The 22,562-nt window shown below is 42.1% G+C and carries 19 protein-coding genes; 3 read left to right on the top strand and 16 right to left on the bottom strand.

All coding sequences use genetic code 11. The features are described 5' to 3' along the window. Positions 1–92 precede the first annotated feature (92 nt). The 14 genes from ADF75_RS07065 to ADF75_RS07000 form a co-directional block, all read right to left on the bottom strand. The gene (locus ADF75_RS07065) at positions 93–1,433 is read right to left on the bottom strand and encodes a dipeptidase (protein WP_048789629.1); all 1,341 of its coding nucleotides are present in this window, start codon (positions 1,431–1,433) and stop codon (positions 93–95) included. Positions 1,434–1,452: 19 nt separating this feature from the next. Then, positions 1,453–2,967, bottom strand: coding sequence for a YfcC family protein (locus tag ADF75_RS07060; protein ID WP_048789628.1), 1,515 nt, complete (start codon positions 2,965–2,967; stop codon positions 1,453–1,455). Positions 2,968–3,170: 203 nt separating this feature from the next. Then, the gene (gene arcC, locus ADF75_RS07055; protein ID WP_048789627.1) at positions 3,171–4,115 is read right to left on the bottom strand and encodes a carbamate kinase; all 945 of its coding nucleotides are present in this window, start codon (positions 4,113–4,115) and stop codon (positions 3,171–3,173) included. 85 nt (positions 4,116–4,200) lie between these two features. Then, the gene (gene argF / locus ADF75_RS07050; RefSeq protein WP_023022690.1) at positions 4,201–5,217 is read right to left on the bottom strand and encodes an ornithine carbamoyltransferase; all 1,017 of its coding nucleotides are present in this window, start codon (positions 5,215–5,217) and stop codon (positions 4,201–4,203) included. 95 nt (positions 5,218–5,312) lie between these two features. Further along, complete coding sequence (gene arcA, locus ADF75_RS07045; RefSeq protein ID WP_048789626.1) at positions 5,313–6,542, bottom strand: arginine deiminase; 1,230 nt, start codon at positions 6,540–6,542, stop codon at positions 5,313–5,315. 540 nt (positions 6,543–7,082) lie between these two features. Next, positions 7,083–7,769: a Crp/Fnr family transcriptional regulator gene (locus ADF75_RS07040; protein WP_048789625.1), complete on the bottom strand. Its 687-nt coding sequence runs from the start codon at positions 7,767–7,769 to the stop codon at positions 7,083–7,085. Between the two features lie 143 nt (positions 7,770–7,912). Continuing rightward, positions 7,913–8,965, bottom strand: coding sequence for a serine hydrolase (locus tag ADF75_RS07035; RefSeq protein ID WP_048789624.1), 1,053 nt, complete (start codon positions 8,963–8,965; stop codon positions 7,913–7,915). 141 nt (positions 8,966–9,106) lie between these two features. After that, on the bottom strand, positions 9,107–10,579 hold the full coding sequence (locus ADF75_RS07030) for a helicase HerA-like domain-containing protein (protein ID WP_048789623.1): 1,473 nt from the start codon (positions 10,577–10,579) through the stop codon (positions 9,107–9,109). A 253-nt stretch (positions 10,580–10,832) separates the two neighbouring features. Beyond that, entirely contained in the window at positions 10,833–11,438 is a 606-nt protein-coding gene (gene sodA, locus ADF75_RS07025) for a superoxide dismutase SodA (protein ID WP_048789622.1), read from the bottom strand. 71 nt (positions 11,439–11,509) lie between these two features. Continuing rightward, positions 11,510–12,547 carry a DNA polymerase III subunit delta gene (gene holA / locus ADF75_RS07020; RefSeq protein WP_048789621.1) on the bottom strand — a complete coding sequence of 346 codons (1,038 nt, stop codon included), beginning with the start codon at positions 12,545–12,547 and terminating at the stop codon, positions 11,510–11,512. After that, positions 12,525–13,190, bottom strand: a complete 666-nt coding sequence (locus ADF75_RS07015) for a DUF805 domain-containing protein (RefSeq protein WP_048789620.1) — start codon at positions 13,188–13,190, stop codon at positions 12,525–12,527. The genes holA and ADF75_RS07015 overlap by 23 nt, the downstream gene beginning before the upstream one ends. A 62-nt stretch (positions 13,191–13,252) precedes the next feature. After that, positions 13,253–15,493, bottom strand: a complete 2,241-nt coding sequence (locus ADF75_RS07010; RefSeq protein ID WP_048789619.1) for a DNA internalization-related competence protein ComEC/Rec2 — start codon at positions 15,491–15,493, stop codon at positions 13,253–13,255. After that, positions 15,477–16,160, bottom strand: coding sequence for a helix-hairpin-helix domain-containing protein (locus ADF75_RS07005; protein ID WP_048789618.1), 684 nt, complete (start codon positions 16,158–16,160; stop codon positions 15,477–15,479). The genes ADF75_RS07010 and ADF75_RS07005 overlap by 17 nt, the downstream gene beginning before the upstream one ends. Positions 16,161–16,262: 102 nt before the next feature. Beyond that, entirely contained in the window at positions 16,263–17,006 is a 744-nt protein-coding gene (locus ADF75_RS07000; RefSeq protein WP_048789617.1) for a lysophospholipid acyltransferase family protein, read from the bottom strand. 137 nt (positions 17,007–17,143) lie between these two features. On the opposite strand from ADF75_RS07000, the gene ADF75_RS06995 reads away from it, so the two are divergent. From ADF75_RS06995 to ADF75_RS06985, 3 genes are all read left to right on the top strand, one after another. After that, positions 17,144–19,483: an HAD-IC family P-type ATPase gene (locus tag ADF75_RS06995; protein ID WP_048789616.1), complete on the top strand. Its 2,340-nt coding sequence runs from the start codon at positions 17,144–17,146 to the stop codon at positions 19,481–19,483. Between the two features lie 98 nt (positions 19,484–19,581). Next, positions 19,582–20,328, top strand: a complete 747-nt coding sequence (locus tag ADF75_RS06990; protein WP_048789615.1) for a tRNA1(Val) (adenine(37)-N6)-methyltransferase — start codon at positions 19,582–19,584, stop codon at positions 20,326–20,328. Continuing rightward, the gene (locus ADF75_RS06985) at positions 20,318–20,605 is read left to right on the top strand and encodes a GIY-YIG nuclease family protein (RefSeq protein WP_048789614.1); all 288 of its coding nucleotides are present in this window, start codon (positions 20,318–20,320) and stop codon (positions 20,603–20,605) included. Before ADF75_RS06990 ends, ADF75_RS06985 begins: the two co-directional genes overlap by 11 nt. Before the next feature lie 47 nt (positions 20,606–20,652). Here the strand turns inward: ADF75_RS06985 and ADF75_RS06980 are convergent, their stop codons facing one another. Both ADF75_RS06980 and lacD read right to left on the bottom strand, forming a co-directional pair. Continuing rightward, entirely contained in the window at positions 20,653–21,291 is a 639-nt protein-coding gene (locus ADF75_RS06980) for a GNAT family N-acetyltransferase (protein WP_048789613.1), read from the bottom strand. 250 nt (positions 21,292–21,541) lie between these two features. Continuing rightward, positions 21,542–22,522: a tagatose-bisphosphate aldolase gene (gene lacD, locus ADF75_RS06975; RefSeq protein ID WP_048789612.1), complete on the bottom strand. Its 981-nt coding sequence runs from the start codon at positions 22,520–22,522 to the stop codon at positions 21,542–21,544. Positions 22,523–22,562: the final 40 nt, after the last annotated feature.

Raw genomic sequence — 22,562 nt, 5'->3', positions numbered from 1 at the left:
TAGAGCCCACTCAACCACTGCGTCTTGCTCAACAATCCAAAAATAATTGAGAGGCTAGGACTTTTGTCCCAGCCTCTTTTTTCTAATCTCTATTAGGCTTCCTTACCTGCTAATCGTCGAATGGTCTCTGCATAGATTTCCATTGCACGATATAAATCATTCAGTTTAGCTCGTTCATTCGCCTGGTGCTCTGTTTGGAGAGCATCAGGCAAGAGGGCACCATAAGCCACACAATTTTCCATAGTTCGAGCAAAAGTCGCTCCCCCTGAGGACATAGCTGGGGTCTGATCCCCCGTTTCCTCTTGGTAGACCGCCATCAGGGTACTCACCAACGGACTATCTAATGGAACGTATAGTGGAGCTACATAATCAAACTCTTCATACTGGAGTTGATAGCTAGCCGCTACTTCAGTTAAACGCTCTACCAAGGCATCCTTATCCGCTAAGACAGGGATCCGAATATCAATCCCGATTTCAGATTGCTGTTCATCAATGGAGAGGGTTGCAATATTGAAGGAAAGAGCACCACTTGGTTCATCTTTGATTTCACCAAAGAGAGCTGCTCCTGTCGCATCTTCCCCAACGGCATCTGCAATAAAGAGAAGGGCTGGATGAGGCTGGATCAAGGAAAGACTTTCCGCTAAGCCGACAATAGCATTGACACCCTCAGCCGCATCCTTGGAGTGTTTAGACAATCCAAGAACGGTTACTGCTCCTGCTTCTTCTGTATAGTTAACACCACTTTGCTCGATCACTGGTAAGAGTTCCTCTAAGCGTTCCCCCTTATAAGTTGCCTTATCTGGTACCACGTTAAGGGCACGACCAGCTTGTAAGGGACGATCCTCCCAGCCTGGTCCATGGAGCTTCACTTGAAGCAAGCCTTTTTCAGCATAGGTTAATGGGAAGGACGAATCTGGAGCAAAGCCAAGATCTGCTTTTTCTTCTATCTGATTGTAGCGGTTCATACAGCGCCAGAGAGTTTCCTCGTCTGTACCAAATATAAAGCGAATCCGTTTGGTAAATACAACTCCTTGGTCGAGCAGGCTCTTAACTGCGTAAAGCGCCGCAAGGGATGGCCCCTTGTCATCTTGTACCCCACGTCCAATCAACCATCCATCTTTCAGAGTCGCCTCAAAAGCTGGCGTTTGCCAATCTTCTAAATCACCGGCTGGAACAACATCCAAGTGACAAAGAACGGCCAGGAGTTCTTCCCCCTGACCGATCTCTGCATATCCATAGTATCCTTCAGGATCTAGATAGGTTTGAAAGCCCATTTCTTGAGCGATTTCTAACGTTTTCTCAAGGACATCTTGGATAGCTTGTCCAAACGGTGTTCCATTTTCGCCTTCGTTTAAAACCGAAGGATAAGAAATCAGAGTCTTTAATGAAGCTAGAAAGTCATCTTTGACTTGATTTGTAATCTCAATTTTCATGGAATCACCTCTTTACTTCTTATAGGGCTGGAACGAATGTTCCGAGAAGAAGGAGGGCAATGGTAATTACAATAACAGCAACTACAAGTTTTGCCATGAATTTCCACCAAGTAGCAATGTTGATACGTCCAAGAGCAAGAGCTCCCATAACGATACCAGAAGTTGGTGCGATCAAGTTCAAGACACCAGATGCTGATTGGTAGGCAGTAATAATCAAGCTAGGACGTACATTGACGAATTCTCCCAATGGAGCCATGATACCCATTGTCGCGCTGGCAAGACCAGATGAAGATGGAATCAAGAATGACATTGGCAAGTAGAAGATATAAGTCAAGACGATAAAGACTTGAGAAGATAGACCGCTGAGTCCTTGTTTACCCCAGTTAAGGATGGTATCTGTAATCATACCGTTGTTCATGATAACTTGAATACCACGAGCGATTGCTACGATGAGGGCAACGCTCAAGAGGTCAGCTGCACCAGCCATAAATGAAGAAATAATTTGTTCTTCTTTAAGGCCGTATACAATACCGATGAGAATACCCATAAAGGCAAAGAGCATTGCTCCTTCAGGGAAGTACCAAGTACCAAGAGCTGCAGTTGATGAACCAATGATCTTACCAACTACTGGAAGGCCTGTTAACCATGTGTTAAAATCTCCAAAGAAGGTAATACCTAAATCAGACCATGGAATGAAACTCAAGACCATCAAGACGAAGGTCAATACAAAGAGTACAAAGACTTGTTTTTGTTTCTTAGTAAGTGTTGAGTTGACTTCTTCTTCATTTTCACCAACATTGAAGAATTTCATATCTTCTTCACGTGTTGCATAGGTGAGGGATTTAGTTGGGTCTTTTTGGATCTTATCTGCATACTTGTATACAAACCAAGTGCTAAGACCAGTCAAGACAACCCAGAAGATCAAACGAAGGATGATCCCTTCACCAAGACCAACACCTGCAGTTGAAGAAGCGATACCTGTTGCAAATGGGTTCAAGGTAGATGCCAAACATCCAATCTGTGAACCGAGCAAGATAATGGCTACACCAGTCAAGCTATCAAATCCTACGGCCATCATAACTGGCACAAGAAGAGGATAGAAGGCCATGGTTTCTTCACCCATACCATAAGTTGTACCACCAAGGGCAAACAAAGGCATAAGAACCAAAATCAACATTTTTTCGCGACCCTTGTATTTCTTCACGATAGAAGCAATACCAGTGTCTAGCATACCAGTTTCATTGACCACACCAAGGAAACCACCAACCATCAAGATGAAGAAGGCTACGTCAATCGCTGCACTGGTTTCTTTAATCAGCGACCCTTCTTCTGGGCTAGTCCCTAGCATAGCACGAATTGGTGCCATCAAGACGTCCCAAATACCTTGAGGGTTTTGAGGTTGTGCTTTATAAACACCGTCTACAAAAGCCCCTGCTGGGATGATCCAAGTCATCACTGCCATAATCGCAATGATGATTAACAATACGGTATAAGATGAGGGCATCTTAAACCCTTTTTTCGCTTTTTCACTCATTTGCTTATCCTCCTAACGCAACAAAGTTTGAGTGACTCTTTCAAAAGGTTTATCTTTTAGAAAGCGCTTACCTATATGTTCATTTTATCATATTTAAGATTAAAAAACTAGTTTTTCCTAATCTTTTTTAGAAAAAACAAGGGGAGGATCTTTATACAAAATCCTGTAAAAATAAGATCTACTCCCCTCCTCATGTACATGAATTAGTCTTTAACGATAATTGTTCCACTTTCAGACTCAATCAAAGCGCCAAGGTTTTCAAGTGAAGTGATGACTGCTTTTCCTTCTGGACGACCATTTACAAAGGCGATCGCAGCTTCTACTTTAGGAAGCATGCTTCCTGGTGCAAATTGGTCTTGTTTGATGTACTCTTCCAATTGAGCGACATTGACATGTTCCAATTTTTCTTGGTCTGGTTTGTTGTAGTTTACAAAGACATAGTCCACTCCTGTCAAAACGATGAAGAGGTCTGCTTCTACCAATTCAGCCAAACGTTGGGATGCAAAGTCTTTATCGATAACTGCTTCAACACCAGTCAAGCTACCATTTGCTTCTTTCACAACTGGGATACCGCCACCACCAGCAGCGACAACGACTTGTCCGTCGTTCAACAAGGTACGGATGGTATTGATTTCTTTGATATCCACTGGTTTTGGTGAAGCAACAACTTTACGCCAGCCACGACCAGCATCTTCTTTGAAAGTTGCACCTGATTTTTCAGCTTCTGCTTTTGCTTCTTCTTCTGAGTAGAATGGGCCAATTGGTTTGCTGAGGTTAACAAAAGCTGGATCGTTCTTATCTACAACGACTTGTGTCACAACTGAAGCAACGTCTTTTTCAATTCCTTCTTCAAGAAGAGCATTTTGAAGAGCGTTTTGAAGCCAGTAGCCAATGCTTCCTTCAGTCATTGCAACCAATGAATCCAACGGGAAAGCTGGGTTCTTTTCAGAATCTGCTGCCAAGTGTTGGAGCAAAAGGTTTCCTACTTGAGGACCATTTCCGTGAGTGATGATCAAGTCATCCCCATTTTTGATTAATTTTACTAAGTGTTTTGCTGTTTCTACAAGTGCTTCTTGTTGAGCTTTTGCAGAAGGATCAGATGAAAGGATGGCGTTTCCTCCCAAAGCAACGACGATTTTTCTTGACATAGGTTTTCCCTTTCTATAAAAAATAGGGGCAGGACTAAAGCTAGCAGTCCAGCCCCTATAGCTGTTGGTATACGGTTATAAAGTCTTAAACTTTTGGAATGTACAAGTTACCAAGAGTAGCTGCCATCACCGCTTTGATTGTGTGCATACGGTTTTCAGCTTGGTCAAAGTGACGAGCATATTTGCTGCGGAACACTTCGTCAGTAACTTCCATTTCTTCTACGCCGAATTTTTCAGCAACATCTTTACCATAAACAGTGTTTGTGTCGTGGAAAGCTGGCAAGCAGTGCAAGAAGATCAAGTCTTCGTTATCAGCTTTCTTAACCAATTCCATGTTTACTTGGTAAGGTTTCAAAAGGGCAACGCGTTCTGCAAATTTGTCTTCTTCACCCATAGATACCCAAACGTCAGTGTAAAGTACATCTGCACCTTTCACAGCTTCGTCAGCATCTTCAGTGATCAAGATATGAGCGCCACTTTCTTTTGCGAATCCTTCTGCCAATTCAACAATTTCTTGTTCTGGGAAGAGTTCTTTTGGTGAGAAGATGTGTACGTTCACACCAAGGATAGCACCTGTTACAAGAAGGCTGTTTGCAACGTTGTTACGTCCATCACCACAGTACACAAGTGTCAAACCTTCAAGGCGTCCAAAGTTTTCTTGAACAGTCAAGTAGTCTGCAAGCATTTGAGTTGGGTGCCATTCGTCAGTCAAACCGTTCCATACTGGAACACCTGAGAATTCAGCCAATTCTTCAACCATGCGTTGGCTGAAACCACGGAATTCGATACCGTCAAACATACGTCCAAGAACTTTAGCAGTATCTTCTGTAGATTCTTTTTTACCAAGTTGGATGTCGTTTGCACCAAGGTATTCTGGGTGAGCACCAAGGTCGATGGCTGCAGTAGTGAAGGCTGCACGAGTACGAGTTGAAGTTTTTTCAAACAAAAGCGCAATGTTTTTACCAGCTAGGTAGTGGTGTTGGATGTTGCGTTTTTTAAGGTCTTTCAAGTGAGCTGAAAGTCCGATAAGGTATTCTAACTCTGCACGTGTAAAGTCTTTTTCTGCTAAAAAGCTACGTCCTTGGAATACTGAAGTTGTCATTAATTATCTCCTTTTATTATGCATGATAAGATCCTGTCAATCAGTTTAGAGGGCTCAGTTTAGACACTGAGCCCGTCTAACCTGTAGAAGGATGATTAGATTTCTTCACGTTCGAATGGCATTGACATACAACGAGGTCCACCACGACCGCGAACCAATTCACTTCCGCGGATCTTGATCAAACGAAGACCGTATTCTTCTAATTTCTTGTTGGTAACAGTGTTACGGTCGTATACAACTACCACACCAGGTGCGATTGTAAGAGTATTTGAACCGTCGTTCCATTGTTCACGAGCAGCAGCAACCACATTGCCATCACCACAAGGAATCAAAGTAACTTTTTCTACACCAAGGTTTTCAGCAAGCAATTCAGCCAAATCACCTTTTTCTTCAACGATCTTCAATTGTTCGTTTTCATAAGTTACAGAGAAGACGCGAAGGTTACCTTGGATTTCAGGGTGGATGGTGAATTTATCGTAGTCCACCATTGTGAATACTGTATCCAAGTGCATGAATTTACGGTTGTTAGCAAATTCGAAGGCCAATACTTTCTTGAAGCCAACGTTCTTCTTGAAGATGTTTACCAACAATTTTTCGATTGATGCAGCATCTGTACGTTGTGAGATACCAACTGCCAATACATCTTTAGAAAGTACCAACTCATCTCCACCTTCGATACGAGTATCTTCTTCACGGTTGTAGACAAGTTCAACTTTTCCACCGTAAACTGGGTGGTATTTGAAGATGTATTTACCATACAAAGTTTCACGGTTACGTGTATCTGCGTACATGTGGTTCAATGATACTGCATTACCAATTGTAGCAAATGGGTCACGTGTGAAGTACAAGTTTGGCATTGGGTCGATTGCAAATGGATAGTCAGATTCAACAAGGTCTGTCAATCCTTTTGCTTCTTCAGGAATTTCTGGAAGTTCAGCTTTTTGAACCCCTGCCATTGTTTTTTCAACCAATTCTTGGTTGTCTTCAATGCTGTGAAGCAATTCACGGATCGCAACTTTTGTTTGGCGTCCACGAATGTTTGCTTCTTCAAGGTATTCTTCGATGAACTGATCACGAATTTCTGGAGAAGTCAATGATTCAGCAGCCAACTGCTCAAGATAAAGTACTTCGATTCCTTCGTTACGAAGTGCTTCAGCAAATGCGTCATGTTCTTTTTGAGCATCTTCCAAGAATGGAATATCATCAAAAAGAAGACGTTCAAGATAGTCAGGCATCAAGTTTTCCAACTCTTTACCTGGACGGTGCAAACAAACTTTTTTCAGTTTTCCAATTTCTGAGAAAACATGAATTGGGTGTGTAGACATCTATAGTCCTCCTTTTTTCTTGCGGTTTAGCTTAGCTAATCCCGTTTACATGTTTCATTTTATCACCAATTGGTACCGCTTTCACAACCAATCTTCCATTACGAATGCCAAGAATTTGACACTTTTTTAAATATCACCCTTGTTTTATGAAAAATGAACCGCTTTCTTTGAATATTTTGCTAAATATATTCTTTTTGTGAGTAAATATTTTTTTATTTGATTTTTGAAACTTTTTAACGTTTTTGACAGAAAATAAAAGAATCCCTACTAGGCTTCTTCTTGAATGTAGACAAAGTTTATTTTACATAAAACACCTAGATGATTTTCAAAAAATGACTTTTATTATTTTTTCATTTAAGAAGTTTAAAAACTTTCCGCCGTGAGAAAAGTGCTTGAAACATGATTATTTCAAGCACTCGGGAGTTTTGAAACCTTAGGTTCAAAACTAAGTCATGGAACTTCGTAGAAGTTCGCTGACGTCCGTACTCACCTAAGGAAAGTTTTTCAGAAGACTTTATCTTCAATCCAAAAGAAGCCCTACTAGGCTTCTTCAAAACTATCTAAAAAGAATGGAAGATCAAGAAAAGTTAATTTCTTATGCTTGTACTCGATTCTCTCCTCTTCTAGGAGCTTCTTTAACACTTGATTGACGGTTTCTCTCGTCGTCGCAGCTAATCTAGCCAACTCCTTCATACTCATTGGAAAAGGAATAGTTGGCCCAGACTTTTGATAATCCTTACAGAGTAGAGCTAAGGATTGGATCACACGATCACTGGCACTGGCTGCAACCACATTGCGAAGTCGCAACTCCTGAAATTCCAATATTTTTGAAAGTTTTCTCGTTATAAAGAGAACTTGTTCCATACTGGACTGGACAATTTCCTCATAAAGCTGAACAGGAATACTGAAGTATTTAACGGTTGTCATGGAAGTGGCTGTATAGTGATAATTGGAATCTGTAAACATACCACCGTATGGGAAGACGGCTCCTTCTTTGATGTAATCCATATACGAGAAGGTATCTGAAGAGTCAAACTCCTCAATACGAACATAGCCTTTTACCACTAAAAAAATTCGATCGCGCTTATCACCGGCAAAAAATAGGATCTGTCCCTTTGGGATTTCTCTATAATGAATTTCTACAGCTAATTTATCAAATTTTTCAACTGGAATCGCAGAGAAAGCTGGATGGGAGCGAATCAACTGATAATCTTCTTTTGTAATCATTTCTATTCTTTCTTTGGGTTCTTTAGTTATTATATCATATTTATTCACTGACCTCAAAGAATGTCACCAAGATTTTAACCATGAAACTTATCTTTGCTAAGAAAAAACCTTCCCAAAACGTTTTTGGGAAAGGTTCTAAATCGTTAGTTGACATTTACACGGTGCCATTCATTAATCACATAGCAGAGTTGACCAAGTAAATGAAGACCGTAGCCACTGATCTCCGTACTTTCTGGAGTAGTTCCCCCTAGACCAGCTGTAAAAATCGAGATGAGGTAGGGTGTTTGTTCGTAAACGATGGCTTCGACATTGAGGGCTTCTGCTACATAACCAGGTTTTTGCTGAATGACTAAATCTGGTAAATACCGTTTGTAGTATTCATTCGGGAAGGACTCTCCGATCAATTCTAGCAAGGTCGCATATTTTTCTTTGTGATTCCAAAGATAGTCTAAGACTTGAATATAGTAATCAGAAGTCGTTTTGTTTTCAGGACTAATGGTTTTTATTTCTGCCCGGGATTTTCCATATTTTTTATACTTCTCATAGACATTGTCCATACCACCAAAGCGGTCGGCCAAGGCATATGCCGGCGTATTTTCTGAGTAGACAAGAGAATAACGCTGCATATCTGGAATCGTCATAGCGCCACCAAAGGCAGCTACATAATTATCGTGCTCTCCAAGGTACTCGTAGTAAGTATTGGTAATATCAAATTCATCCGTTAAGTTTAACTTCCCTGCATCGACTTCATCCACGACCAACATATTGAGGGGCAGTTTATAGGTACTTCCAGCTGTCATCGGCTGTAACTCATTCATTGAAAACTGTTGGCCTGTCGCAGGATTTTTGTAGGTAAAGGTAATTTGGGAAGGATCAATACCATATTCAGTCATATAGTCTTGTACAACTTCTACCAAGCCTTTATTGGCATAATCATAGACAAGACCCAAATTTTCCATGGTTTCACGATCTTGATCCATGACAGCTTGTTTCTCCTCAGGAGTTTTGACACGAGGAGGTTGGAGGGCTTGCTTCTCTTGCTTGGAGTCCACTGCTTGAGGCGTCGTTCCCTCTTGAGCAAGAGGCGAGGCAGGAGCCTGATAAAGATGGAGGTAAGTTAAAGCTCCAACTCCTCCTATACATAATAAAATCCCCAACACAATCATGATCGATCGAACATTAAATATTTTTTTCATATGAAGTTAATTATAAAAGATTCTCTTTAAAATAACAAGGTATTTCCAGTTCAGAAAACGATTTCTTGTAGAAGAAATTTTTTAGCGATTTCCAGGTCAATCCTTCTTCATATCCTAAGAATCCATCCCCTTTTGACTGTCTTATTTCCGCTTAAAGGATCCCATGATTAGTTTTGCCACTTCACGCGCAATGGTACGGAACAAGGAACTGATAAAGGAATCTTTGGCCTTTTCTAAACTAGATTTCCGCGGACGGCCCGGACTCCGTTTTTGACTGGCCTTCTCTTCTGCAACTCTTGCTTTATCTTCCTCTTCCCGCTCCTTTTCCTTCTCTTCTCTAGCAGATTTTTCAGTCAATTTTTCATAAGCTGATTCATTGTCTACTCGAACAGCATATTTTTGATGGAAAGGAGAGCTGGTAATCAAGGCCAACTGTTCACTCTCGTTTAACAAATCAAAACTCGATTGTGGAGACAAAATATAAGAACGTTCCACCACACTTGGTTGCCCCTTTTCATTTAGGAAGGAGACGAGAGCTTCCCCTGTTCCCAACTCCGTCAAGACAGTTTCCGTATCAAATTCTGGGTTTGGTCGGAAGCTTTGAGCAGCAACTTTGATGGCCTTCATTTCCTTTGGCGTATAGGCACGCAAGGCATGTTGGACACGATTCCCAAGCTGGGCCAATACAGACTCAGGGAGATCTTGAGGATTCTGTGTGATAAAGTAGATTCCTACTCCTTTAGACCGGATAAGGCGAACGACTTGCTCAACTTTTTCCAGGAAGAGCTTGCTAGCATCATTAAACAAGAGGTGGGCTTCATCAAAGAAGAAGACAAATTTAGGTTTTTCTAGATCTCCAACTTCTGGTAAGGTCTCGAACAGACGAGACAACATCCAGATCAGGAAGGTTGAATAGAGCTTAGGGGAGTTGAAGAGACGAGTCGCTGATAGAATGTTGATGTAACCTCGTCCACTGCTATCCAATTGCATAAAATCTTGAAGGTCCAAGGCTGGCTCTCCGAAGAATTGATCTGCACCCTCTTGCTCTAGCACTAACAAGCTTCGTTGAATAGCTCCTACTGATTGTTTACTGATATTTCCGTATTGAGCGGAATATTCTGAGGCATGGTCATAGACTTCCTTCAAAAGACTCTGCAAATCCTTCAAATCAATCAAAGGCCAATTTTTTTCTTTGGCCAATTTAAAGACGATGGCCAAAATCCCTGTTTGCGTTTCGTTGAGGTCCAACAAGCGCGCTAGCAAAAGAGAGCCCATTCCTTCAATCGTTGCACGGACCGGATGGCCTGCTTGACCAAAGACATCCCACAAGCGAACTGGAAAAGCTTGAGGTTCAAAAGGATCTGTAATACCAAGTAGTTTATAGCGCTCTTCCATCTTTGGCGTCCATTGTCCTGCTTTAGCAAGACCTGAAAGATCTCCCTTGATATCTGCTAGAAACACCGGAATCCCTTGCTGACTTAATTTTTCAGTTATGACTTTTAGGGTCACGGTTTTCCCTGTACCAGTAGCCCCTGCAATTAACCCGTGGCGGTTGAGCATTTTTAGATAAAGTTGCGTATCCACTGCTCCTTTTGTAATCGTAATACTTGTCATTTTCATTCTCCCTTTTGTTGAGGTACAGTTTTTTTCAGAAAAAGTGATACGGCTTCTTTCTTATGTAGGAAGCCTTTCTCCTCACTTTCACATACTCTTCTAGTGTATCATTTTCAGGTATAAACGCAAGAAATATCCCTCCTAAAATGGGGTATTCATTTGAGACTATGTTGGCCAATTTGAAAAATAAAAAGCCTGAATCGAGAAGCTCCTTTAAGGGACCTCTTGATTCAAACTTTTTTATTATGAAAGCTTATTTAGCTGCTGCGTAAAGCTCGTCAACTTTGTTCCAGTTAATCACTGAGAAGAAAGCTTTGATGTAGTCAGGACGAACGTTGCGGTATTTCACGTAGTAAGCATGTTCCCAAACATCCAAGCCCAAGATTGGTTTCTTCCCTTCTGAGATTGGTGTGTCTTGGTTTGCTGTTGAAGTCACTTCAAGCTTCCCTTCTTTGTTCACAACCAACCATGCCCATCCAGAACCGAAACGAGTGGTTGCTGCTGCAGTGAAAGCTGCTTGGAATTCTTCGAATGAACCGAAGGCTTCATCGATTGCTGCTGCAAGTTCTGCTGAAGGAGCTGTCTTTTCAGGAGTCATCAATTCCCAGAAAAGAGCGTGGTTCAAGTGTCCACCACCATTGTTGATAAGCGCTTGGCGGAGATCAGCTGGGATCGACTCTACATCTGCCAACAAAGCTTCAAGGTCTTCACCAATTTCAGGGTGTTTTTCAAGAGCTGCATTTGCATTGTTTACGTAAGTTTGATGGTGTTTATCATGGTGCAAGTGCATTGTTTCAGCATCAATGTATGGTTCCAATGCATCGTATGCGTACGGAAGATCTGGTAAAATAATTGCCATGGAAAATACCTCTATTTCTTTATGTATATAAAAATGATAACGCAATCATCAAATTTATTCAACTATTCTGCTTACACAGATGGGTTAGCTAGCTTTAGTACAGCCAAATCAAATAGATAATCTTTCTCATAGGTTCCCGATTTCATTTGGAAGTCGGTATCAATCAAAAGACAAATCGCCTGCTCCAAATAGCTTAAAGATATCCCTCTACTATCTCTTAGAGCAAATTTGACTTGATAGGGATTTACTTTTCGACCGGTCAGCTCTGATAGGTCTGAAACGATTTGGGATTCTGTTCGTCCCTCTTGCTTCAACAGCTTGACCTGTGTGTAGATGCGGAACTGACTCAATAAAATGGCTAAAAGCTTGATTTCATCCTCTCCTTGCAGCCGAAGGTCCTTGACCAAACTGCGAGCGGAATCAATTTGTTTCTTTAGAATCATCTGGATCAGATCAAACAGATTATCTTGGAGTGTCTTCAGAATAGCCTCTTCTATATCTGTGATAGTGATGCTTGAAGCTCCCTTGTAGGTTTTAAGAAACTCCAAGTTTTTCTGAATCTCACTAAAATCAAAGCCAGATTTGATCAAAAGTTGGTCGAAGGCTTGTGAATCAATCGCTAGCCCTAGAGACTTGATCTCTTCCGCGAAATGGGCACGCAACTCCTGTTCCTTTAATTCAGTTGCTTCTAGCAACTGGGCATCCCTTTTTAAAAGCTTGACAATTCTTCGTTTGCTATCCAGTTTTCCTTCCGCAATGACAATCAAGCGAGTTGTTTCTAAAGGTGCTGATAAGTATCCTTCAAAGGACTGCAATTCATCATCCGTCAGGTATCTTTTTTTTGCGGTCGTCACATCGACAAAATGATCCAAAATCACTATTTTTTCGTCCGCAAAAAATGGAAGGCTAACCAAGTCAAGCTCGACTTCAGAATAAGCTGTTTCCTTCATGTCAAAATAGGAATAGTTCAAATCAGACGAATCGTAGCCAACTTTCTTTAAAAGTTGCTCTTTCATCCACTCAAACTGACCGATGTCATCCCCTGATAAAACCAGGATAGGAGGAAGGTTCTCGGCACTGATTTTTTTAATTGTTTGTAAAGCCTGCATGTTCTGAAGGTACCTCATTCCACTCTCTAAACTGATGCTGGGGCTGTTCCGATTCCATTTTCTTTTCAAGCGGAGCTTTCTCTAGTGGAGTTGGTGGAGCCGAAACAATCTGGGGAATAGCTGAAAAACTGTTGGGATCCATCAAATGGGATGGCATACTTGGCGAAGAGACCTCGGGACTCGTCGAAGCAAATCCTTGAGAAGCATTCTGGTCCGGTTGTGCAAGTCTAGCACTTGGAAGGACCAGGAGACAAGCCAAGCAGAGCAAACCCGCAAGAGCTAAGACTAGAAAAATGGAAATAGGAGATAAAAGGTAGAGCAAGATAGGGCCTAGAAATAGGAAAATCAAAGACCAATGAAGACCTGCATCTCTCAAACGCCGAACGACTACTGCTTGCTGGGGAACAAAAATAAGATAGAGATAAAGGAGAAAAAAAATGCTGAACCAAGCTGAAACGTCCATCCCGGTCAAGGGAATCACCTCTTCCTCTGATTTCGAATTTGAAAAGAGTAAGACCAATTGGTAAATCCAAAATGGACTTGTAAATAGTAAATGCCAGGCTTGGCTGATCCAAAATTCTTTTCTATCTGATCTTCTTGAAAAATCAGCATATTGCGTCCAAAACAACTGTAATGATTTCATACTTGTAACCTCATTTCCTTGACTTTATCATAGCAATTTTCAAGCTAGAAATCAAACAGCTCCTATCGAACGGTTTCAATCGTCCACTGATTCCACCCTCTAAAACGAATCGCTCCTTGCTGGTCTGTACGAAAAACAGTCATTTGTAACTCTTTGAAACGCTCCAAGGTTTCCTGATGAGGGTGCTGATAACGATTTTTTTCGCCTGCAGATATCAGGGCAATTTTTGCTTGTATTTTCTCTAAGAAGGCAGGGTGAGAAGAACCCTTAGAACCATGGTGGCCTGCTTTGAGGACATCTACGCGCAGTTGAGGATAACGGGCTAACAAGGTCTTTTCCCCTTCTTCTTCTAAATCTCCTGTAAAAAGGAAGGACAACCCATAAAAGCGACCATAAAGAACAATGGAATCGTTATTACTCCCATCTCCTATTTCTACCGGATAGAGGACTTCTGCACTCCCATCAAAGATCGACAATTGATCACCAGCCTCCAACGTTTTTACCGGTAAGTTCAACCGTTTGAGCAAACGGACAAAAGAGTCTTTTTTTAAGCTCCCCTTGGAAATGTTGATTTCCTTTATCCTAACCTTAGTCGCGAGCACTTCCAAATCTCCCATGTGATCTGTGTCAGTATGCGTGAGAATCATATGATCAATCTGGTCAATCCCCCTGCTCTTGAGATAGGGAAGCAGGGTCCGTTCTGCATTGCTAGTAGACCTTCGCTTCTTCCATGCCTCCTTTTGGCCAAAGTCCACTTTTCCTCCTGTATCAATTAGGATGGTTTTCCCACGCCAATCACGTAGTAAAATACTATCACCTTGACCAATATCAATGATAGTAATCTCATTTTCTAAAGGATGCTTCACAAGGGCAAATACAGAGCATACTAAGAGTAGGAACAGGTATCTCCATTTCTTAACCTTTCGCATCTCATAGAGACAAGCTAGCAAGCACAAGAGCAAGATGAAATAGTAAATGCTTGGCTGCCCGAAAACCAAGGATTGACTAGTGAAGCCCGCTAGATACTCCATACTTTTTTCCATCCAGACGAAGAAAGGATTCCAGAAGGTCAAGGGATACAGAAAAGAGAGGAGAAAAACGACACTCAGTCCTGGCAACAACAGAAGGTCAAATAAGAGAGAAAAAATGAAGGTTAGAGGAAGGGACCAGGGTTGGTATTCTCCAAAGAAAAAAAGGAGAAAAGGAAGAACCCCTAGTGTTAACACTAGACTCTCCTTGATGACTTTTCGGATTCCCTCCTTCTCCTCTTCAGAAGAGGTTAGCGTCAATACAAAGGCGTAGGCGCAGGATAAGAGACCTCCAGCAGTCAACAAGGAGGATGGTAAAAGAAGGACTAACAAGAGGAGAGTGACCCCCATATTCTCCATTCCTTTGAGCCCAGCCTGGGCCAGGAGTTTCTGTAAGAGGCTTCGAACGACCGAAACCGAAAAGCCTGTCATCCCAGCATAAAGAAGCGAAAACGGATAGAGGAGGTAGGCAACCTTTTCCTGCTCCAGTCCCAAACGTAGAAAAAAGCGTCTAAAGGCTTCTAAGAAAAAGGCAACCTGCATGCCCGACAAGGCAAACAGATGGATAATACCCAAGTTCGAATACAGCTGGCTCATTTCTTCAAACTCTACATCTAAAAAACCAAAAAGCAGGCCTGTCATGTAGTGACTCATGGGCTGGGGAAAATGCTGGTGAACCCATACAAGGGCCTTTCGCCTCCAACTAGACAGCAACCCTATGAAATCTCTAGGCTCAGCAGGTCTCTTTTCAAGAATGTGACTGATTTTCAAAAGGTGATAAATCCCTTGTGTTTTCAGATAAGCCTGGTAATCAAAGCCCATAAAATTACGCTGTTTTGTCGGTGTTTCCAATTCCCCTTTGATCCGTAATTCTAGCCCCTGATCCAGGTGTTTAAAATAGGCTTGTTCTTCCTCTGACTGAAGCTGGTAGAAAACCTGAAAAGTACGGCTACCTGACTTGGCACGAAAGGATAAAGCATCTCCATTCACCTTGATGGTATCCGGTAAAAGCTGAATGACCCTTGGGACCCTATGATCGCTTGACTCTTGTTTTCCCTGTTCGATCCGGAAAGCAAAACAAAGGGCAAAGAGGGAAAGAAACCCTATGAGGCACAGAAATCGTTTGCCATCGTAGCGTCTTCTAAACAAGATGAAGAAGGCCAGAAGGAAGATCGAAGCAAGCCAGTGTCCCTTGTACATCCAATAATAGAGAGCTAAAACCGGCAGGGTGAGATGAAATGGATGAATGTTGAGACTTCTAATCCACTGTAACATGCTCTTTTAACTTTTCTAACGTCTTTTGGCCAATCCCAGAAACATTTTTCAGTTCATCAACAGACTGAAATTTTCCTTTTTCCTCTCGATAAGCAATGATATCTTGGGCTCGCTTTTGACCTATCCCAGAAATCGTCTGTAGTTCTGCTTCTGTTGCCGTATTGAGATTTACCTTTCCATCTTTTGACTGCTTTTCGCCACCGGTCGTCCCAGCAGATGCAGATGCGGACGCAACAGGCGCTACCTCCTCTCCATTCTTAGCAACATAGACGATGGACTCATCCTCCAATTTTTGCGCTAAGTTGACGGATTGGCTGTTGGCTTCGTCTGTCATCCCTCCTGCTTTTTGGACAGCATCATAGACCCGGCTCCCCACTGGAAGTTCGTAGACCCCTGCCTGTCTAACAGCACCCTTCACATCCACCATAATTTTCTCTTGAGAGGAGTCCGTCTTTTCCTCACTCCTCTGTTGAGAGCTAGAAGGGAGGCTTGTCTCTTCCTTAGGAGAAGTCTCCTGATCCACCATTTCTAACTGGGAAATGACAGTTTCCGGTGCTTGTGGAGGTTGCTTAGGCCAAAAGAGAAATACTCCTCCCATTACTAGCCCCACAGCAGCCAAACCTAAAAACAGTTTATATTCCTTGATCTTCTCAATCCACGTCTCCATAAATACCCCTTTTATTTTTATTATTCGTAAAAAATCGAAGAAATAAAAAAAGAATGTCAAAAATCACATGATTTTTGACATTCTTGTTCTCAAGAAAACTCATTAGTCCTTCCGATGCTTGTCTGGATCCCAAACGAAACTTGCGATATAACTAAACAAGAGGGTCAGTAAAGCGACAACCAAGACAAATGGCAACAATAAAAACTTCAATAAACGGATGAGGATAAAAGGTTTCCGGTCATTGCGCAGTGCCTGAGATTCCGCATCTAAGCGATCAAACTCAGCCTGGATACGTCTTGCAACTTCTTCCACTCCCTCATCATTCATTTTTGCAATATCAGAGATATCAATAGGGTGCCCAAAGTTCATGTCAACCCGTTCACAGGTCGCTAGTCCTTTCAAAGTCATTGGACCCGTATAAGTGACAGGCATAATACGTACCTTGGCCATCTTGGCAATCACGGCAACTCCACCCTTAACATCCTGAGAATGGCGACTTCCACTTGGAAACATAATCAAGGAACGCTTGCTTTTTTTGAGCATATTCACTGGGTATTTTATCGCTGCTGCACTTGGATTTTCACGGTCAATTGGGAAAGCCCCGCACATGCGAATCCACCATCCAAAAATCCGATTGGTAAAGAGTTCCTTCTTAGCCATAAAGATAAATTGCTTGGGTTTGGTCGCAAAGGCCATGTAGACAGGATCCCACCAAGTTCGATGAGGAGCTACGAGAATGTAATTTTCCTCTTGGCTCGGAATCAGTTCCTTATGATGGTAATGAGCATTTCCATTCAGAACCCATAAAATAAAGGTCACTAAGCCACGTAAATAGGTATAAAACATGCTTTCTCCTTTGATAATTCTCTTGTTTATCCATTATACCTTATCCTTCTCTTCCCCGCAAATCTTTTCAAAAACTGGATGAGTCAACAAACCGACTGCACCTAGTCTTTTTCTTAAAAAAATGATATGATGTTTTTATGGAAATGAATGAATTAAAGGGATTAACCCATGAAGAGGTCCGCAAAAAAATACAGCGTGGCCAAACCAACGAATTTAAAGCGAATACCAGTACCAGTACCTGGCAAATCATCAAGCGCAATGTCTTCACCTTGTTTAATGCTTTGAACTTTGTGATCGCCCTCGCTTTGGTTGCGGTACAAGCCTGGAGCAACCTGGTCTTTTTTGCAGTCATCTGCTTTAATGCCTTATCCGGAATTGCCACAGAGCTCCGCGCTAAACGGATGATTGATAAATTGAATTTGATGAGTAAGGAGCTCGTCATTGTCATCCGAGCCGGGGAAGAAGAAACCATTGATCCAGAGAAAATCGTCCTTGGCGACCTGATTAAGCTATCAGCTGGAGACCAAATTCCGAGTGATGCCATCGTTCAAAAGGGAGTTGCTGAAGCCAATGAAGCCATGCTCACAGGAGAAAGTGACTTGGTTCTCAAGGAAGAGGGAGATGAACTTCTATCCGGAAGCTTCTTAGCGAGTGGTCAGGTCTACGCTCGTGTCAGTCGTGTGGGGGCCAATAACTATGCTAATAAATTAATGGTAGAGGCAAAAACTCTCAAACCCATCAATTCCCGCATTCTCTATAATCTCGCAAAAATCTCTAGTTTTACTGGAAAGATTATTATCCCATTTGGAATTGCTCTCTTCTGTGAAGCCTTTTTAATTAAACTGCTTCCAATGAAAGATTCTGTGATTACCTCTTCCACTGCTCTCTTAGGCATGTTGCCAAAAGGGATTGCCCTTCTGACAGTGACCTCTCTCTTGACAGCCGTGATCAAGTTAGGGATGCGCAAGGTCTTGGTCCAAGAGATGTACTCTGTGGAAACCTTGGCTCGTGTTGATACTCTTTGTTTGGATAAGACAGGAACCATCACCCAAGGAAAAATGACCGTCAAAGGCATTCACTCCCTGTCTGAACACTTTTCTGAAGAAACTATCGAAGTTATTCTCGCTGCCTATATGCAAAATTCTGAGGATAACAACCCAACTGCCCAAGCTATCCGCAAAGCATATGGCGAGTTAGAACACGCTTATACAGCCGAATCAATCATTCCATTTTCAAGTGATCGAAAATGGGGTGCCATGACTCTGACAAACTTGGGGACCGTTTATTTGGGGGCACCAGAAATGCTCCTCAAAGAAAATCCTCCAGCGGTATTGGAAGCCCAAGCCCATGGATCTCGGGTCTTGATCTTAGCTCGCAGTGTAGAAGCCATCGATATGCATGATTTGACCTTGCCAAGTGATGTAGAAGCGATCGCCGTCATTGAAATCCTCGATCCAATCCGCGAAGGGGCTGCCGAAACCTTGGATTATCTTCGCTCCCAAGATGTGGATCTCAAAATCATCTCTGGTGATAATCCTGTCACTGTTTCTTACATTGCTAAGGAAGCTGGTTTTGAAAGCTACGAAAGTTATATTGACTGTTCTAAGATTGAGGACGATGAGTTGGTGGACCTAGCTGAAAGTACAGCCATTTTTGGACGGGTTTCTCCTCATCAGAAGAAACTTTTGATTCAAACCCTCAAGGCCGCTGGTCGAACCACTGCCATGACGGGGGACGGGGTCAATGATATCCTAGCCTTACGAGAAGCTGACTGCTCCATCGTGATGGCCGAAGGCGATCCTGCAACCCGTCAAATTGCCAATCTCGTCTTGTTAAACTCTGACTTTAATGATGTTCCAGAAATTCTCTTTGAAGGTCGTCGGGTCGTCAATAACATTGGACGAATCGCTCCTATCTTCTTTATTAAGACGATCTACTCCTTCATTCTGGCGATTATTTGTATCGCAAGTGCCCTTTTATTTGACATCAACTACTTGTTGATCTTCCCATTTATTCCGATTCAGATTACACTGATTGACCAGTTTGTCGAAGGATTCCCTCCATTTGTCTTAACCTTTGAACGAAACATTAAGCCAGTGGAAAAACACTTCCTCAAACGCTCCTTGCATCTGGCCTTACCAAATGCCTTGATGGTTGTCTTTAGCGTCTTATTTGTTCGTTTATGGGGAGCTCATCATGGCTGGTCTAGCCTGGACATGTCTACCCTTTCCTACTACTTGTTAGGATCTATTGGCTTCTTGTCCGTTATTCGGGCTTGCTTGCCACTCAATATCTGGCGAGGTCTCTTAATTATCTTCTCTGTCTGCGGTTTCTATCTCTCTGCCTTTTACTTGAAAGGTCTGATTGAAATCGGAACATTGACAGCTGTGACCTTCCCAGTCTACCTTGCCTTGATGGCTCTCTTTACGGGAATCTTCATCTTGGCGACCATTTATCAAAAATATGAATTTGATTAAACAACTCTTGGATAAGGATGGAACAAAAGTTCTGTCCTTATTTTTTCTTATCCCTTTCTATGCTTTTCCCCGCCCTCTTTTCATGCTATAATAGAGCCATGAACGATATCGAATTAAAAGACGGCGAACGCGTCAACCAACTATTTTCAAGCGATGTGAAAATCATTCAAAACAGAGAAGTTTTTAGCTATTCTATTGATAGTGTCCTTTTGTCACGTTTTCCTAAGTTGCCCAACCGTGGTCTGATTGTTGATCTTTGTGCCGGCAATGGCGCTGTCGGACTCTTCGCTAGCACGCGCACCAAAGCAACCATCGTTGGAGTGGAGATACAAGAAAGACTCGCCGACATGGCAGAGCGTTCCATCCAATTGAATGACCTCTCCGACCGTATGTCCATGATTACCGATGATTTAAAAAATTTGCCCCACCATTTCCCTGGTAGTAAAATCGACCTTATTCTCTGTAATCCTCCCTACTTTAAAGTGGACGAGCATTCCAATTTAAATGAGAGCCCTCATTATTTGCTAGCACGTCACGAGATCACCACCAATTTGGACCAAATTTGTCAAGTGGCCCAACGGACTCTCAAGTCCAATGGCCGACTCGTCATGGTCCATCGTCCGGATCGCTTCTTAGATATCATTGAAACCATGAAACACTACAATCTGGCTCCTAAACGGATTCAATTTGTCTATCCCAAGGTCCATAAAGATGCCAACATGCTTCTCATTGAGGCCATTAAAGATGGATCGCGAGATGGTCTAAAAATTCTGCCTCCACTGTTCATCCATGAGGAAGATGGAAGCTATACGCCGGAGATTCATGAGATTTATTATGGAAACTAAAGCTTATATGTATGTAGTCCAGTGTGCAGATGGGACCCTTTATACTGGCTACACCACCGATATCGAACGCCGTATCAAAACCCACAATGCTGGCAAAGGCGCCAAATATACACGTCCCAGACTTCCTGTGACCTTGATCTACCAAGAGTCTTTCCCCGACAAAAGAGCTGCTATGTCAGCCGAAGCACTCTTTAAACGGAAGAGCCGAGAGGAAAAACTGACCTATATCAAGCATCAACAAACCAAGCTGGATCCAGAACAGAAAAAAACTAAATAATTGTTTGCACACTAAAAGGAGCCCCAAGAGCTCCTTTTTTTAATCATCTAGGATTCGTCATCAAGGGTCTTTAAAAAAGCCCAGTTTCCAACACTTTGGTTTCCATAGTCAAGCACCATAGAATCTAATAGGACGAATTCATTTTTTTCATAGAAGAAAACATTTTGCTGGGTACTGGTAATCAAACCTAGACGCTTACAACCTTTGGCCTTGACATAAGGTTCAATCCCGTTTTGGAGGAAATGACTACCAAGTCCTTGGCCCTGAACAGTTGGGCTCACAGCAAACATCATTAAATACCAGTCGAAGTTTCCGGATTTTTTCAAATGTTGCTCCGAACGCTCCACCAGGTCCAGATATTTCATTAATTTCCAAGGGCTAATGTAACGGAATAACTTGAAAATTCCATTTAGTAGGTAAGAGACCATTGAGAAATCTTTTTGTTGCAAGAGTCCTACAGCTATAATTTCTCCATCTCGTTCAGCAACTAGGCAAGTTTCCCCTTTGATGTAGAGCTTGACTAACAAGGTATGCAATAGATCAATAAAGGCCGGAAAGTATTCAGGCTTTTTTAAATCTTCTTTAATGACGGTTAAAAATGGATAATCCATAAAAGCATCAGCGCAGACTTTTCCAATTAGCTTGTACTCATCTAGCCTTGCTTCTCTATATACGATCCTTTCCATACGCCAACTCCTTCATTCTAATAAAACTATTATACTGTAAAACACTCTTTTTTTCGATTGTAATGTGAAATTATCACATAAATCCTTACAAATCAGAAGTCATTTGAATAGTGAATGAAAGCTTAATCAGATTTATGAACATTGGGAACCAATTTTTGATGAATGACGGAACTACTCCTGCATAGAAACAAAAAATAGTCCTTCTAGATTTTTCTAGAAAGACTATTTGATACGTTAGGAACTAAGAAAATTAAATACGCTCTTTCCAAGAAGTTGCGACTTGGTCTAAGACTTGGTTGAGCTCTTCAATATTGCGACGACCTTCGGTACGGAGCCATTCACGAGCTGCTGATTCCCCATTCTTGATGTAGGCTTCTACAGAACCAGCCCAAGTTGCACGGCCACAGAGGACTCCATTGAAGTTCGCGCCTGCCTCATGAGCAAAGACTAAGGTTTCTTGGAAGAGTTTTGCAGAAACACCGGCACTCAAGTAGATGTATGGAAGGTTGGTTGCTTCTTCTTGTTCTTTAAAGAAGGCTGCCGCTTCTTCACGGCTATGAACGATTTCTCCATCGCCAAAGCCTTCAACGTATTTGACATTGACTGGCACTTCTACCTTCAAGACATCGATGTTGAAGCGTGGGTCTGAGAAGACTTTCATAGCTTCGATGACCTTACGAGGTTTTACTTTCGCATATTCTACAGATCCGGCATCCGCAATAGTTTCATCATAAGCCAAGATTTCAAGGAAGAATGGAATTTCTTCTGCAGCACATTCTGAACCAATGCGTTCGATGTAGGCTTGTTTTTCTTGGTTGAGTTCTTCTGCACTATCCACATCATAGTAGAGCAAGAATTTCACTGCATCTGCGCCCTGTTCTTTGATGCGTTTAGCTGACCAAAGGTTAAGGCAGTCTGGCAGACGTTTTGTGCTAGAAGTGTCGTAGCCAGTTTTTTCATAAGCCAACAAGAGACCTGCTTCTGCATCCAAGACCTTGGTCGCTGGAAGGCCATACTCAGGGTCCAAGAGCATAGAAGATGCGAATGGCGTCAATTCTTCAGCCACCAAGACCTTCAATTCTTCCATTTGAGCTACTGTTGGTTCTGTGTCTTGATATTGAGCCATGAGGCGTTTCAAGGCACCACGTTGGTCAAAGGCCAAGGCTGAGATCACACCCTCTTTGGTGCTCAATTTTTCTAAATAGTTGCGTTTTTGTTCTGTTAATACCATCTTATACCTCTTTTACAATTATATTCTGATACAAATCATC

The organism is Streptococcus sp. 1171_SSPC (assembly GCF_001069335.1).
GTDB classification, from domain to species: Bacteria; Bacillota; Bacilli; order Lactobacillales; family Streptococcaceae; genus Streptococcus; species Streptococcus xiaochunlingii.
Note: the sequence above shows the minus strand (reverse complement) of the source record. Positions and strands in the feature narration are given on the sequence as shown.